The 14,372-nt window shown below is 70.5% G+C and carries 16 protein-coding genes; 8 read left to right on the top strand and 8 right to left on the bottom strand.

The genetic code is table 11. The annotated features are described in order from the left end of the window. Positions 1 to 254: 254 nt before the first annotated feature. Both GA0111570_RS11755 and GA0111570_RS18275 read left to right on the top strand, forming a co-directional pair. Positions 255 to 1,703 (top strand): tryptophanase, encoded by a 1,449-nt coding sequence (locus GA0111570_RS11755; protein ID WP_092611404.1) that lies wholly within the window; start codon positions 255 to 257, stop codon positions 1,701 to 1,703. Between the two features lie 75 nt (positions 1,704 to 1,778). Continuing rightward, entirely contained in the window at positions 1,779 to 2,405 is a 627-nt protein-coding gene (locus tag GA0111570_RS18275) for a sugar O-acetyltransferase (protein ID WP_281245206.1), read from the top strand. A gap of 135 nt (positions 2,406 to 2,540) precedes the next feature. Here the strand turns inward: GA0111570_RS18275 and GA0111570_RS17850 are convergent, their stop codons facing one another. Together GA0111570_RS17850 and GA0111570_RS11740 are read right to left on the bottom strand one after the other, a co-directional pair. Then, on the bottom strand, positions 2,541 to 2,834 hold the full coding sequence (locus GA0111570_RS17850; protein ID WP_217634139.1) for a YbdD/YjiX family protein: 294 nt from the start codon (positions 2,832 to 2,834) through the stop codon (positions 2,541 to 2,543). Next, positions 2,831 to 5,152, bottom strand: coding sequence for a carbon starvation CstA family protein (locus GA0111570_RS11740; protein WP_092611245.1), 2,322 nt, complete (start codon positions 5,150 to 5,152; stop codon positions 2,831 to 2,833). The genes GA0111570_RS17850 and GA0111570_RS11740 overlap by 4 nt, the downstream gene beginning before the upstream one ends. 168 nt (positions 5,153 to 5,320) lie before the next feature. Here GA0111570_RS11740 and GA0111570_RS11735 point away from each other — a divergent pair, with 168 nt between their 5' ends. Continuing rightward, positions 5,321 to 6,535 carry an MFS transporter gene (locus GA0111570_RS11735; protein WP_175557465.1) on the top strand — a complete coding sequence of 405 codons (1,215 nt, stop codon included), beginning with the start codon at positions 5,321 to 5,323 and terminating at the stop codon, positions 6,533 to 6,535. A gap of 111 nt (positions 6,536 to 6,646) precedes the next feature. Here the strand turns inward: GA0111570_RS11735 and GA0111570_RS11730 are convergent, their stop codons facing one another. Further along, on the bottom strand, positions 6,647 to 6,928 hold the full coding sequence (locus GA0111570_RS11730; RefSeq protein WP_092611239.1) for an HU family DNA-binding protein: 282 nt from the start codon (positions 6,926 to 6,928) through the stop codon (positions 6,647 to 6,649). Between the two features lie 250 nt (positions 6,929 to 7,178). Further along, positions 7,179 to 8,342 (bottom strand): MFS transporter, encoded by a 1,164-nt coding sequence (locus GA0111570_RS11725; RefSeq protein WP_092611236.1) that lies wholly within the window; start codon positions 8,340 to 8,342, stop codon positions 7,179 to 7,181. An 88-nt stretch (positions 8,343 to 8,430) separates the two neighbouring features. On the opposite strand from GA0111570_RS11725, the gene GA0111570_RS11720 reads away from it, so the two are divergent. After that, positions 8,431 to 8,766 (top strand): NifB/NifX family molybdenum-iron cluster-binding protein, encoded by a 336-nt coding sequence (locus GA0111570_RS11720; protein ID WP_092611233.1) that lies wholly within the window; start codon positions 8,431 to 8,433, stop codon positions 8,764 to 8,766. 34 nt (positions 8,767 to 8,800) lie between these two features. Here GA0111570_RS11720 and GA0111570_RS11715 read toward each other — a convergent pair whose 3' ends face one another. After that, a complete protein-coding gene (locus GA0111570_RS11715; RefSeq protein ID WP_217634138.1) occupies positions 8,801 to 9,472 on the bottom strand; it encodes a response regulator transcription factor in 672 nt (223 codons plus the stop codon). A gap of 102 nt (positions 9,473 to 9,574) precedes the next feature. Between GA0111570_RS11715 and GA0111570_RS11710 the strand changes: the two genes are divergently transcribed. Beyond that, entirely contained in the window at positions 9,575 to 10,162 is a 588-nt protein-coding gene (locus GA0111570_RS11710; protein WP_092611230.1) for a hypothetical protein, read from the top strand. A 39-nt stretch (positions 10,163 to 10,201) separates the two neighbouring features. Next, positions 10,202 to 10,546, top strand: a complete 345-nt coding sequence (locus tag GA0111570_RS11705; RefSeq protein ID WP_092611227.1) for a tetratricopeptide repeat protein — start codon at positions 10,202 to 10,204, stop codon at positions 10,544 to 10,546. A gap of 30 nt (positions 10,547 to 10,576) precedes the next feature. Here the strand turns inward: GA0111570_RS11705 and GA0111570_RS11700 are convergent, their stop codons facing one another. Continuing rightward, positions 10,577 to 10,990, bottom strand: a complete 414-nt coding sequence (locus GA0111570_RS11700; protein ID WP_217634137.1) for a RidA family protein — start codon at positions 10,988 to 10,990, stop codon at positions 10,577 to 10,579. 82 nt (positions 10,991 to 11,072) lie between these two features. On the opposite strand from GA0111570_RS11700, the gene GA0111570_RS11695 reads away from it, so the two are divergent. After that, positions 11,073 to 11,492 (top strand): HIT family protein, encoded by a 420-nt coding sequence (locus GA0111570_RS11695; RefSeq protein ID WP_092611224.1) that lies wholly within the window; start codon positions 11,073 to 11,075, stop codon positions 11,490 to 11,492. A 90-nt stretch (positions 11,493 to 11,582) separates the two neighbouring features. Continuing rightward, on the top strand, positions 11,583 to 12,509 hold the full coding sequence (locus GA0111570_RS11690) for a helix-turn-helix transcriptional regulator (protein ID WP_092611221.1): 927 nt from the start codon (positions 11,583 to 11,585) through the stop codon (positions 12,507 to 12,509). A gap of 5 nt (positions 12,510 to 12,514) precedes the next feature. On the opposite strand, the gene GA0111570_RS11685 is transcribed toward GA0111570_RS11690, so the two are convergent. Together GA0111570_RS11685 and GA0111570_RS11680 are read right to left on the bottom strand one after the other, a co-directional pair. Then, complete coding sequence (locus GA0111570_RS11685) at positions 12,515 to 13,270, bottom strand: TenA family protein (RefSeq protein WP_092611218.1); 756 nt, start codon at positions 13,268 to 13,270, stop codon at positions 12,515 to 12,517. Between the two features lie 42 nt (positions 13,271 to 13,312). Further along, on the bottom strand, positions 13,313 to 14,308 hold the full coding sequence (locus GA0111570_RS11680) for a COX15/CtaA family protein (protein ID WP_092611215.1): 996 nt from the start codon (positions 14,306 to 14,308) through the stop codon (positions 13,313 to 13,315). Between the last annotated feature and the right edge of the window lie 64 nt (positions 14,309 to 14,372).

Here is a 14,372-nt window from a genome sequence, read left to right as displayed (position 1 = left end):
ACTACTGCACGTCGTACTCGCGGAACCGGAGTTGGCAGCCGCGCCGTCCCCGGTTGCCGGATGCCCCTCGGGGGTATCCGATCATGTCCGCTGGTGCGGCGCGGAGTGTGGGATATCTCTCGTCGCGAGCCGCGACCACGGGGCGGGCAGGACTCCTGCCCTCGTTAGACTCCGACCGTACGGACGGGGTGGTGCCGCAGGGACCAGGAGTCCCCGTCTCCGCCGGGGCGCTGGCCCCACGACGAAGGATGGTCATGGCCCAGGTTCGCTTCCACAGTGGTGAACAGCTCCCGCTCGAGATGCACAAGGTGCGCATCGTGCAGAAGTTGACCCTCCTGCCGATCGAGGAGCGACTGCGCGCGATCGCCGAGGCCGGCAACAACACCTTCCTGCTGCAGAACGCCGACGTCTTCCTCGACATGCTGACCGACTCGGGCGTGAACGCGATGAGCGACCGGATGCAGTCGGCGATGCTCCAGGCCGACGACGCGTACGCCGGGTCGGCCACGTTCACCCGGCTCGCCGGCAAGCTGGCCGAGCTCTTCGGCACCCGCTACTTCCTGCCGGCCCACCAGGGCCGCGCCTGCGAGAACATCCTCGCCGAGACGTACGTCAAGCCCGGCGACGTGGTGCCGATGAACTACCACTTCACCACCACCAAGACCCACATCACCAAGCGTGGCGGCCGGGTCGAGGAGCTGATCGCCGACAAGGGGCTGCTGCCGGTCTCCGAGGACCCGTTCAAGGGCGACCTGGACACCGACAAGCTGGTCGCCCTGGTCGAGGAGGTCGGCGCCGACCGGATCCCCTTCGTCCGGATGGAGGCCGGCACCAACCTGATCGGCGGCCAGCCCATCTCGCTGGCGAACATGCGGGCGGTGCGCGAGGTCTGCACCCGCTACGGCCTCAAGCTGGTGCTCGACGCCTCGCTGCTGCAGGACAACCTGCACTTCATCCGGACCCGCGAGGAGGGCTACGCCGACACGCCGATCCGCGACATCACCGCGGAGATCGCCGCGCTCTACGACGCCATCTACTTCTCCGGGCGCAAGCTCGGCTTCGGCCGCGGCGGCGGCATCATCACCAACGACCAGCAGATGTACGAGGCGATGCGCGGCTTCGTCCCGCTCTACGAGGGCTTCCTGACGTACGGCGGCATGTCGGTGCGGGAGATGGAGGCGCTGGTCGTCGGCCTGGACGAGACCATGGACCCCGACGTGATCAGCCAGGGCCCGATGTTCATCGACTACATGGCCCGCGAGCTCGCTGCGCACGACGTACCGGTCATCCTGCCGCCCGGCGGCCTGGGCGTCCACGTGGATGCCAGCCGGTTCGTCGACCACCTGCCGCAGACCGAGTACCCCTCCGGCTCGCTGGCCTCGGCGCTCTACCTGGTCTCCGGCGTCCGCGGCATGGAGCGCGGCACCCTGTCGGAGGAGCGCGAGCCCGACGGCACCGAGAGGCTCGCCGACATGGAACTGGTCCGGCTGGCGATGCCGCGCCGCGTGTTCACGCTGTCGCAGGTGAAGTACGCCATCGACCGGGTCTGCTGGCTGTACGAGAACCGCGAGCTGGTCGGTGGCCTGCGCTTCGTCGAGGAGCCGGAGATCCTGCGGTTCTTCTACGGCCGCCTGGAGCCCATCGGGGACTGGCAGGACCGCCTGGTGGCCAGGTTCCGCGAGGACTTCGGCGACAGCCTGTGAGCTCCGCGGGTGGCGCGGTGGCGCGGATGGCGCCGGAGCGTGGTGGCCGTGGATCGTCGTGACTAGGCTCATGGCATGAGCCGACGACGACGCCCCGGAGACCCGATCGCCCCCGACGAGTTCGTCCGTCCGGATGACGGTGATGCCCGTGACCACTGGGACCGGATGATCGCCGGGGACCTGTACATCGCCGATGCCAGCGACCGGATCGCCTCGGCCAACGCCCGGGCCACCACGTTGATGGAGCGCTACAACTCCACCACCGCCGCGCGCGGGGAGTCCCGCCGGGCCCTGTTGCGCGACCTGCTGGGCACCTGCGGTGACGACGTGGTCGTCCGGGCCCCGCTGTACATCGACTACGGCGTGAACCTGCACATCGGGGACGGGACCTTCGTCAACTACGGTCTGACCGCCCTGGACGTGGCCCCGATCCGGATCGGCCGGCACTGCCAGATCGCCACGAGCGTGCAGTTGCTCACAGCCACCCACCCGGTCGACCCGGCCTTGCGCAGGGCCGGCTGGGAGTCCGGCGAGCCGATCACGCTGGGGGACAACGTCTGGCTCGGCGGGGGCGTGATCGTCTGCCCCGGTGTCACCATCGGCGACAACACCGTGGTCGGTGCCGGCGCGGTCGTCACCAGGGACCTGCCGGCGAACGTGGTGGCCGTGGGCAACCCGGCGCGGGTGCTCCGGGAGCTCTGACCCCGGGCGATTCGCCCGCGCGGCAGCGCCGCTCGAGTCGCTCCATGGGAACAGCCGCGGACGCTAGCCGTCGCCGCGGACCCTCGAAGGTCCGCGGCTGGAGCTAGCATCCGCGGCTGTGCCGGAGGAAGGTGCTCAGCAGCAGCGGGCCCGCGGGTTGTTGCCCTCCGCCTCCCAGGAGCAGCGCCAGAACTCGGCCTCGCTGAGCATGGGCTCGTCGGGATGCGTACGCTCCTGGTGGCGTACGTAGCGGTCGTACTTGTCCAGCCCGGAGAGGCCGCGGACGACCGCCACCGCCCCGCGCCAGGTGCGCTGGACGATGTCGCCGTCCTGGGGGACGGGGAGGGGGGCCGAGCCGTCGCCGCGCGCCTCCTCCACGGCGATGGCGAAACGCCCCTGGGTCGGGGTGGTGGGGTCGTCGATGGTCACAGTTGGTTCTCCTCCTGGACCGTCTCCTGCTGGCTGGTGTGGTGCATCCCCGGGAGGCGGCCGTCGCCGGACGGATCGATACCCGCGGCCTGCCACTCCGCGAGCACTTCCTTCTCCAGTCTAGTCGGCACGAAACTGGACGGCGCGAAGATCTTCGACGGCATCCCCTCGGCCTCCGAGGTGGGCAGCCCGTTCTTCTGCACCGCGCGGATGGCGATCCGCATGCCGATCAGGAACACGATCAGCACCAGGCCCGCGTACAGGATCGAGAGGGTGCCCTGGACGGCGGTGTTACGGATCACCATGTCGATCTGGTCGGGGGTCTTGGCGCCCTGGAAGGTCTGCGCGCCTGCGGCCCGGGCCTGCCGGGCTGCGGCGTTCAGCGACCAGTAGCCGATCTTCGGGTTGGGGGAGAAGATCTTCTGCCAGGAGGCCCACATCGTGATGAACAGGTCCCAGGCCAGCGGGAGGCCGGGAATCCAGGCCCACTTGAACAGCCCCTTCTTCATCACCACGACGAACACCACGGTCAGTGCGATCGCGGCGAGCAACTGGTTGGCGATGCCGAACAGTGGGAACAGCATGTTGATGCCACCGAGCGGGTCGGTGACGCCCATCACGACGATCGATCCCCACAGGGTCACGACGATGGCGGTGCACAACCAGGCGCCGGGGCGCCAGGACGGGTCGCGGAAGCGCTGCCAGCCGGGGATGTTCGCCAGCGAGTCGGACAGCATGAAGCGGGCCACCCGGGTGCCGGCATCCACGGTGGTCAGGATGAACAGCGCCTCGAACATCACCGCGAAGTGGTACCAGAACGCCTTTGCGGCGCCGACGATCGGGATCTGGCTGAGGATGTGTGCCATGCCGAAGGCCAGCGTCGGGGCGCCACCCGTACGGGAGATGATCGACTTCTCGCCGACCTCGCTCGCCGCCTGTGCGAACTGTGCCGCGGTGGCGTCCGGCAGCGGCATGCCCGCCCCGCTGACCAGGTGCAGCCCGTTCGTGTACGCCGCGACGGTCTCCGGCGTGCCCCCGGTCAGGGCCAGCGGGGCGTTCATGCCGAAGTACAGGTGCTGGTCGATCACCGCGGCGGTGATCAGCGCGGAGATCGCGACGAACGACTCGGTCAGCATGCCGCCGTAGCCGATCAGCCGGGCCTGGGACTCCTTCTGGATCATCTTCGGGGTGGTTCCCGAGGCGATCAGCGAGTGGAACCCGGACAGGGCGCCGCAGGCGATCGTGATGAACAGGAACGGGAACAGGTTGCCGGCAAAGGCCGGGCCGGTGCCGTCGAGGGCGAACTTGGTGACGGCCGGCATCTGCATCACCGGCAGCACGATCAGGATCGCCAGCGCCAGGAAGACGATCGTGCCGACCTTCATGAAGGTCGACAGGTAGTCGCGCGGGGCCAGCAGCAGCCAGACCGGCAGGATCGCCGCCATGAAGCCGTAGATCGCGATCGCGAACGCCAGCTCGACCGGGCTCAGGGTGAAGAACTTCGACAGCTGCGGGTGGCCGTTGACCAGCGAGCCGCCGGCGATCGCCAGCACCAGCAGGACGATGCCGATCACCGAGGCCTCACCGACCTTGCCCGGACGGATGAATCGCATGTAGACGCCCATCAGGAACGCGATCGGGATCGTCATGGCGATCGAGAACACGCCCCAGGGGGAGGAGGCGAGGGCGCCGATGATCACGATGGCGAGCACCGCGATCAGGATGATCATGATGGTGAACACGCCGACGATGGCGAACCAGCCGCCGACCGTGCCGAGCTCCTCGTGCGCCATCTGGCCGAGCGAGCGACCACGGCGGCGGATGGACAGGTGCAGCACCATGTAGTCCTGGACCGCGCCGGCCAGGACCACGCCGACGATGATCCAGATCGTGCCGGGCAGGTAACCCATCTGCGTGGCGAGCACCGGGCCGACCAGGGGTCCGGCGCCGGCGATGGCGGCGAAGTGGTGGCCGAACAGTACCGACCGGTTGGTCGGCTCGAAGTCCCGGCCGTTGGCGAACTCCTCGGCAGGGGTGGCCCGGGTGTCGTCGGGCTGGTGGATCTTGCGCTCGATCAGCGTGGCGTAGAACCGCAGTGCGACCAAGTAGGTGCAGACCGCGGCGAGGACGAACCAGACGGCACTGACGTTCTCGCCACGCAGGGTGGCGATGAAGAACCAGGCGACGGCACCGATGATTCCCAGCGCCAGGAAGAGGATCTTCTGGCGGAGGGGGAAGCTGATCGGCTCGACGACCGCGACGGGCGGCAGCGCGGGGTCGGTCTTCAGCTTCTGGCCCGCTGTGCGGGTGACGGACATGGGGACTCCTTGGATGCGTCCGACGTCATGGTCGCCTGCGCGGCCACGTCGGGGAAGTATGGAGGATGCGGGACCTGGCACCGGGCGGGCGGGATGGCCGTCGAACCCTGCAGGCGAGGGGCGGGCCGCGCCTGCGGCGAGCTGCCCCGGCAGTGGCACGATGGGTGCGTGCTCACGCGATACCGGGAAGTGCTACGGCTGCCCGGCTCGTGGCAGTTCTCCTCGGCGGGGGTGGTGGCCCGTCTCCCTATCGGCATGACCGGTCTGGCGATGGTCATGTTGATCTCCCTCGAGTACGGATCGTACGCCTGGGCGGGGGCTACGAGTGCCGCATACGTGCTTGCCGTGGCGGTGTGTGCGCCACAGTTGTCACGGGCGGTCGACCGCTACGGCCAGTCGCTGGTGATGCGGCCGGCGGTCACCATCTCGGGACTGGCGAACCTCGCCCTGGCGTACGCCGCGGCCCAGCACGCACCGGCCGCGCTCCTGGTCGGGCTGGCGCTGGTGGCCGGCGCGACCCAGGGCTCGATGACTTCCCTCGTACGGGCCCGCTGGACCCACGTCGCCGGCAGCTCAGGCCAGCTGCACACGGCCTACTCGATGGAGGCCGCCCTCGACGAGGTGTCGTTCATGCTGGGACCGGTGTTGTCGACCTGGCTCGCGGCGGCGGTGGCGCCCTGGCTGCCGCTGGTGGTCGCCGCGCTCGCGCAACTCGCCGGGGGCTGGTTGTTCCTGTCCCTGCGCGCGACCGAACCCCCACCCTCGGGTGGGCGGCCGGGCGCGCCGGGGCCTGGCGGGCAGCGCGGTTCGGGGACGCGACTGCGGGGGATCCGGGTGCTGTGGCTGGTGTTCGCCGCGTACCTGATGATGGGTGTCGTGTTCGGGGCCGTGGACGTCTCGACCGTCGCCTTCGCCGGCGAGGTGGGCCGGCCGTCGCTGGCCGGCCCGGCGCTGCTGGTGTTCTCGCTGGGATCGTTCCTGGCCGGGCTGGTGTACGGCGCCCGGCAGTGGCGCGGTGCGCCCTGGCAGCACTTCATCGGCGGCACCGTGCTGATCGCATGCGGGACCGGCACGTTCTTCTTCGCCGACTCGATAGTGCTCCTGGCCGGGCTGATGTTCGTGACCGGCCTGACGCTGTCACCGACCTTCGTGGCCGGCCAGACGTTGGTGCAGCGGCTGGTGCCCGGGGACCGGGTGACCGAGGGGCTGTCCTGGATCGCGACCTCGATCAACGCCGGGGTCGCGCTCGGCTCGTCGGTGGCCGGGGTCGGCGTGGACCGTCTCGGCTCGCCGGGCGGCTTCGTGGTCACCCTGGCCGGCGCCGGGCTGGCGCTGCTGGTGGCGCTGACGGCGGCCCCGGTGCTGCGGCGCCGAGCCAGCTGAGACGCAGGGCACGCGCTGCGCCGAGGAGCCCGAGGGATGGCCAAGGGCGGGCCCGGTCGCGACCGGTACCCGCCCTTGCGTGGTTCTGCGGGAGGTCGACCTCCCTCGAGCTCAGTCCTCGCCGTTGGCGGCGCGCTTGAGGGCAGCGCCCGGGGTCAGGCGCACGGCCTTCTTGGCGGCGATCTCCATGGTCTCACCGGTGCGGGGGTTGCGGCCGCTACGGGCGGCGCGCTCCACGACCTCGAGGGTGAGCAGGCCGGGGATCTGGACCTTGTCGCCCTTCTGGGCGGCCTCCATCAGGGAGTCGTTCAGGGCGGTGAGGGCGCGGTTCGCGTCCTCCTTGGACAGTCCGGCGCGCTCGGCAACGGCGGCCACGAGTTCGGTGCGGTTCATGTGTCTCCTAGGGGTGGTTCTGTGACGGATCCAGTCGGATCCTCCACAGGCGGGCGCTGCGCATCGACACAACGCACATGTCGTAACAACGCTGGATGCTAGTGACCGTACGTGCCTACTGCAACGTCGAACCGCGCAGACACGCCATTTTGGCCCCTAGTTGGCGCCTTTTGCCACCCGCAGGGCGTAACCGGTGTGACGGATGTGACAGGTGTGCTCCGTTGTGCTCCTGCCGCGGAAGGACGCGGGATCAGGTCTCGGAGGCACGCGCCGGCTTGACCGGGACGAGGGCGACCAGGCCGCCCAGCACGGTGACGGAGCCGGCCGCGACGGTGGCGGTGGCCGGTGAGACGGCGTACAGCGGCAGCAGTGCCGGGACGATCGCCGATCCCAGGAACTGCACGGCCATCGTGAACGAGGTCGCCCCGCCGGTGTTCTCCGGGGTGCTGCGCAGGGCCAGGGTGTTGGTGAGGATCCGCCCGGCCGTGCCGGTGGCGCCGATCAGCCCGACCAGCAGGAGCAGCAGCACGACCCAGGGCGCCAGCCCGACCAGGGCCATCGAGGCACCAAGGACCAGCAGGGAGGCGACGCCCATCGTACGGATGCCGAAGCGGTCGGAGAGCCGGCCGGCGAGCTTGCCGCTGAAGAGGCCGGCGACCCCGTAGAAGGCCACGACCAGGCCTCGCACCGTGGGGGAGAGGCCGAAGCGGTCGGTCGCGATCAGGGCGGCGAGAACGGTGACGCCGGTCGCGGTGACCTGGGCCGCGAAGCCGACCAGCGAGGACTGGACCAGGCGAGGGTTCGCGAGGGCCCGCCAGTTCGTCGGACCCGTGGTGCTGCCGGCGCGTCCGGTCGGCGTGACCACTGCCAGGACCAGGGCCGCGAGCCCGGTGACGACGAACGCCAGCCGGTAGTCGACGTCGGCGGAGACGCCGCCGACCAGGGGACTGAAGGCCTGGCCCGCCGCCTGCATCGCGGCGAACATGCCCAGCGAGGCGCCGAGCTTCTCCCGTGGGACGAACTCGGCCAGCAATGAGACCAGCACGGGGGTGGTGAACGCATTGCCGATGCCCTGGAGGGCTCGGCCCGCCATGAAGGCCGGCACCACCGCCACGGATGGCAGCAGTGCCGCGAAGATGCAGACCAGCGAGGCGGCGAGGTAGACCGCGAAGCCGCCGCGGATCGTACGACCCCGCCCCCAGCGCTGCGCGAGGGAGCCGGAGAACAGCAGGGCCGCACAGAACGGCAGCATGTACCAGGTGACCGCCGAGGCGGCGGTCTGCAGGTCGGACCCGAGGCCGGTCGCGAGCTCGGGCAGCATGGTGTTGGTGACCGCCCCGCCGAAGGGGCCGAGGAACCCGCCGGCGAACAGCGGCCACAGTCGGGGTTGCTGGCGGCCGCTCGTGGGGGACATGGGGGACAGGCTAGGACCCGGTGGCAGCCGGCCGGGGGCCCGGCATCGTCAGGCGGCACGCGAGCGGCGCGGGCGTACAGTGACGGACATGAGGATCGCCATCCCGGTTACTGCAGACGGCCACGTCGAGCCCCGCTGGGGGCGTGCCCCGATGGTCGCCGTGGCGACCCGGGGGGACGACCGGCAGATCTCCGACTGGGTCGTCCACCAGGTCGGCTGGGACATCGCCCACGACGAGGGGACCGAGGGGTCGCACCACGCGCGGATCGTCCGGTTCCTGCGCGAGAACGAGGTCGAGGCCGTCGTGGTGGACCACATGGGCCAGGGCATGCTGCACACGCTGGAGAAGATGGGCCTGCCCGTCCTGCGGGCGCTCTCCGAGGATGCTCGGCAGGCAGTTGTGCTGGCCGGCGGTCCGGCCTGAGCGGCGCGGTCCAGACGGGCCCGCAGGCCCGGTCCTAGTCCGGCAGCAGCCGTACCCGGTCCTCGGTGAAGCCGTTCTCTATGCTCCACAGCACGGCCTGGGTGCGATTGGAGACCCCGATGGTGCGGTAGGCGGCCTTGATGTAGGACTTCACCGTGTTCGGGCTCAGGTAGGTGGCCTCGGCGATCTCCTGGTTGGACATGCCCTTGTTGATCAGCGCGATCACCTCGGACTGGCGCTGGGTCAGCCCTGCGGCCCGGCCCGGCCAGTCGCCGTTGCCGTCGGTCGGCGCGTCGAGGTGTTGCTCCTCGACATCGAGCGAGATGACGTGCTCGCCGGCGTGGACCCGCTCCAGCGCCTCGACCAGTTGGGCGGCGCTGACGCGCTTCGAGATCACTCCGCTGACGCCCAGCGACTCGGCTCGGGCCAACAGGTCGGGGGAGATCGCCCAGGTGTAGATCACCACCCGGCCGGTGGCGGGGTTCTTGACCGCCTCGCCGAGTCGGATGGTGTCGAGCCGGCCCATGGCGTACGTGTCGTAGAGGGTGACGTCGACCGGATGGATGGTCGGCAGCTTGCTGTCCAGCTCCACGATGTGCACGCGGTCACTGAATGGCTCGAGCATCGCGTGCAGGCCACGCAGGACGAGTTCATGGTCGTTGTTGATGCTCAGGGTCAGGGGGCCCTGCTCCACCGATGGGGTCACGCCCTCAACTGTACGGGTCGCCTCCTCCGGCCGAGGAGTTCCGGGGGAGATCACCTACCCAGGGGTGTTTCCAAGCTGTAGCAACGATTGTACTTTCGATGAGTGACCCAGATCCAGCGTCCCGAGCGCGACGAGTTGCTCGGTAACTTCCAGTCCCGGCCCGAGTGCGCCTGGGCCCTGGAGGATGCTCCCATCCGGCGGGTCCTGGACCGCGTCCTGGTGGATGCCATCCTTGACCCCCGGGTCGGCTTCGTGCCGGTCTCTGCCCTGCTGGTGAGTCTGGCCGGCGCGGGCACGGCCCGCGGGCTGCTCTCCGCGGTCCCGCGGGTGACAGTCTTCGACCCCAGTGGATTCGCCTTCTGCCAGATGCCCGCCGTCGACCGGGCCGACTCCGGGATCACCTGGGCGCAGGGACCCAGCTTGGCCGACTTCGCCGGGACCCTGTTCGACGTGGTCGTGGTCGACCACGTCGGCATGGTGCTCTTCCCCGAGGAGGTGGCCACCATGGTCAAGTACGTCCGGGCCATCCTGTCCCCCGGCGGGGTGCTCATCCTGGTGAATGCGCACAGGCCGTTGCCGGGCTGGCACTTCGGGGCGAGGGTGCTGCACGAGGCCTTCTCCGAGCACCTGGGCCAGCCCGCCCACGAGCTCGACCTGGGCGGGCACCTGCTGGGGGTCTGGCGTCCCTGACGGCGGGAATACCCTCGGGGGTTCCCGTGTTGGACGGCCATGGACCTGAATCTGCAGTACAGGCTCGGAAAGGCTGCCTTCGAGCGACGCAACTACAGGGGCGCGGCCAGGTACTTCTCCGCCGTGCTCGACGAGGTCGGCCACGACACGAACGTCCTCGAGTACCGCGCCCGGTCCTACTACCACTCGGCCGCGCTGACCAAGGCGGAGGCGGACTGCCGGACCATCCTCGAGCGGACCCCGACCGAGGAGTACGCCCTGCTGTTGCTGGTCCGCTCGCTCGAGCGGCAGCAGCGCCACGACGAGGCGCTGGAGTACCGGCGCGTCCTGGCCGCCTACAGCGGCCGGGCCGGCGACATCGCCGGGCACGAGGTGTTCGGCTGAGCCGGGCCAGTCGTCCCCTTGGCCGGCCGGTCAGCCCAGGTAGGCGGTGCCCTCGATCTCGACCAGGAACTGCGGCCGCCCCAGGGCCGCCGCACCGACCACGGTGTGCGTGGGCTTGACGTCGCCGGTGAACCAGCGCGCCCGCGCGGCGCTGACCACCGGGGCGTCGGCCACGTCCACCAGGTAGGTGGTGGTGGCCACCACGTCGGCCATGCTGCCGCCCGCGGCAACCACCACCGCCTCCATGTTGCGCAGCGCCTGGTCGACCTGGGCGGCGATGTCGCCCTCCCCGACGATCGTCCCGTCGCTGCCGAACGCCACCATCCCCGCGATGTGCAGGGTGTCGCCGGCACGGACCCCGTACGAGTAGGTGTTGTTCACCGCGGGCGCGGCCGGCAGCTCGGCCGGCATGATCGCCTCGCGGCGGGACTCGGTCCCGGTCATGGTTCCTCCTGGATGGGGTGGCCGGGCATCGGTGCGCCGGCGGGTCGTCTCCGCCCCAGACTAGGGGTCGTAGGCTCGGGCCATGGCAACAGTCTTCTCGCGCATCATCAGCGGCGAACTGCCCGGCCGCTTCGTCTACCGCGACGACACCGTCGTGGCCTTCCTGTCGATCGGCCCGGTGGCCTGGGGACACACGCTCGTGGTCCCGGTCGAGGAGGTCGACCAGTGGGTCGACGCGAGCCCCGAGCTGTGGGCCCACCTCAACGAGGTCGCCCAGCTCGTCGGCCGCGCGATGGTCACGGTGACCGGTGCGGCCCGGGCCGGCTACCTGATCGCGGGTTTCGAGATCCCGCACACGCACATCCACGTCTTCGGGGCCGACGACATGCGCGGCTACCAGCTCGCCGCCATCGACGTGTCCGAGGAGGAGATGGAGCGGGCCCAGGCCGAGCTCCGGGCGGCCCTGCGCGAACTCGGTGCCGGGGACCACGTCCCCGCCTGAGCACCCTCTGGGACGACTCGGCACGGCAAGCGGACATCGGACCCTTCAGGGGTCTACCGGAATGTCAGTGCGACCTCGCACCATGGAGACATGGTCGATGTGACTGAACGCCTGCTCGCCACCGTGGGACTGCTGCAGTCCCGTACGCGGTGGTCCTCGACCGAGCTTGCCGCGGCGCTGGAGGTCAGTGAATCGACCGTACGGCGGTACATCGCGCGCCTGCGCGAGTGGGGCCTGGAGATCGTCTCGGGTCCGGGGTCCGAGGGCGGCTACCGGCTCACCCACGGGCGGCAGATGCCGCCCCTGGTCCTGGACGACGACGGCGCAGCGGCCGTGGCGATCGCCCTGCGGCGGGCGCTGCTCAGCCCCGAGCCGCTGGTGGAGGAGGCGACGCTGAAGGCCATGGCCAGCGTCCTGCAGGTGCTGCCCGCCCGGGTGCGGGAGAGCGTGGCCGCCCACGACACCGAGGCGACCGCGGCCGGCCAGGCGCTGGAGCGCTCGCTGGGAGTGATCACCGAGGGGCTGCGCTGCGGCTGCGTGCTGCGCTTCCACGTGCTCACCGACGGCCGTCGAAGCGCGATGCGGTTCGTGGAGCCACTGGCGGTCCGGGCCCGGGGCGGCCAGTGGTACCTGATGGGCCATGACCGCGACCTCAGCCGGATCGCGACCTGGGCGGTGGAGCAGATCACGGATGCCGAGGTGACCACGATCCGCTTCTCTGGGCGCAACCGGCGGGCCCGGCAGGCGTGCGAGGCGCTGCCGGACGACAGCCCGGACCCCGTGGTCGCCGTCCTGGAGGTCGACGCCCCGCCGGGACGGGTCCGGGCCGGCCTGCCCGAGGGGGTCGGCTTCATTGAGCCCCTCGACGACGGGCGCTGCCGGGTGATCATCAGCGGCACCAGCGTCAGCCGGATCGCGCGACAGCTGCTGCAGCTACCCGAACTGTTCACCGTGATCGAGCCCGAGGACCTGCGCTGGGAGCTGAGGGCGATCGGCCAGGTGCTGGCCTCGGTCTGAGCCGCTCAGTCCTCGTACGGCGGGTGGAAGGCGTCGTCCAGGTGGGCGGTCAGGTCGTCGGGTACCTGCCGGCGCGGGGTCTCCTGGCACGGCCCGGTGGCGTGGTAGGCGGCATCGAAGAAGGCGTACTCCGCTTCGACGGCACGGCGGAACATGTCCTGGCACCTCTCCGCGGCCGCCAGGTCCTCGGGCTCGGCGGCATCCAGCTGCTGGCGCAGGAACCGCACCCAGTCGCGGAACTCGTGCCCGCGGTGCAGGTCGATCCACTCCAGGTGCTCGGCGCGCTCGGAGGCCGGCGTACGCTCCGGGGACTCGGCCCAGTCCAGGTAGATCCACTCCAGCACGACCAGGACCGAGAGGACGTGAGGCCAGGAGTGGGTCTCGATCGCCTCGAAGATCAGGTCGAGCAGGTCCACCGTCTCCCGGCACAGCGGCGGGTGCAGGCGGTCGTCGAGCTCGACGTCGAAGGTGTCGAAAGCACGCTCGAAGTAGCCGTTCTCGTCGGTGGCCAGCATCCCCAGCTGGCGGCTCAGGCGTAGCCGAGCAGGTGCCGTGGGGGCGGTGGCGACGGCCTCGCCGAGCAGTCGGATGAACGGGTCGAAGAACTGGTAGTCCTGCACCAGGTAGTGCACCAGCGCCACGTCGTCCAGCGTGCCGGCGAAGAGGTCGGTCACGAACGGATGGTCCGTGACCGCCCCCCAGCAGTCGAGGCAGTCCTCGCGCAGGCGACGGGTGAAGTCCGTGGTGGCGTCGGTGCTCATGTCCTCCACGCTACCCTGCGCGCCGGTCGGGGCCCGTGGACCTCAGAGCGAACGGGCACCCTGCTCGTCGCGTGCCGGGGAGGCAGCGACATCGGCCGTCGGCATCCGGACGAAGGTCGATCGGGCGGCGATCAGGGTGGTGGTCCAGAGCAGTCCGACCATCGACACGGCGTAGACCGAGGACAGGGGGTACGTGGTGCCGCCCTGGCGGATCACCAGACCGATCGAGAGCTCGACCACCAGCAGCACGGCGGCCACTGCCGCGTACCAGCGGATGCCCTCGGTGCGGATCCCGGTCACGATCGCGGCAGCGACCATGACGATGGCCACGGCGGCGAGCACCATCCGGGTGGCCTGCAGCCACACCGGCCCGTCGATGTCGACGACCTGCCAGACCGGGCAGCTCACGCAGCGGGTCAGCGAGCCCTTGCCGGCGGCGAACACGCCGGTGACGTGCACCAGCCACAGCAGCGCGACCGCTCCCCAGGCGAACTGGCCGGTCACGGTCAGTGACGTACGCCGCGGGGTGCGGGCGCGCGCCACGGCGGCGGTGGTCATCGCCACCATTGCGATCAGCGAGCCACCGAGGTCGGCCGCGCCCTGGGACTTGCTCAGGCCCCACTTGATCGTCATCATGCCGAAGATCCCGGCGGCCAGGGCGCCCGCCAGCGCGATCCAGGGCAGCACCTGCACCACGGGATCGATCCGGCGACCCCCGGGGGTGCGGTGCCGCAGCCGCAGGCCGAGCAGGGCCGCGGCGAGCAGCAGCGGTCCGGTCGAGACCGCGATGACCCGGTGCACGAACTCGATCAGCGGGTTGATGCCGCCCCCGGGCAGGACCTGGCCCACGTAGCAGCCGGGCCAGTTGGGGCAGGCCGCGCTGGAGTCGGTGGCGCACACCAGCGAGCCGAGCGCCACGGCGGCGAAGGTGATGATCGCCGCGGCGCGGTAGGTCGTGGTGGTAGCGCTTCCTGTGGTGACGGTTCCGGTGGATCCGGTGCCGGTCGTGGGGGAGCCGGGGGTCGGGTTGTCGTTCATGGGTTCTCCGCGGTGGAAGTGGTCCTGTGCGTCGGACGTGCAACAGGGTCCTACGTGACGCGTA

Source organism: Raineyella antarctica (assembly GCF_900092135.1).
GTDB lineage: Bacteria > Actinomycetota > Actinomycetes > Propionibacteriales > Propionibacteriaceae > Raineyella > Raineyella antarctica.
The sequence above is the reverse complement of the archived record's forward strand: the minus strand, read 5'-3'. Positions and strand labels throughout refer to the sequence as shown.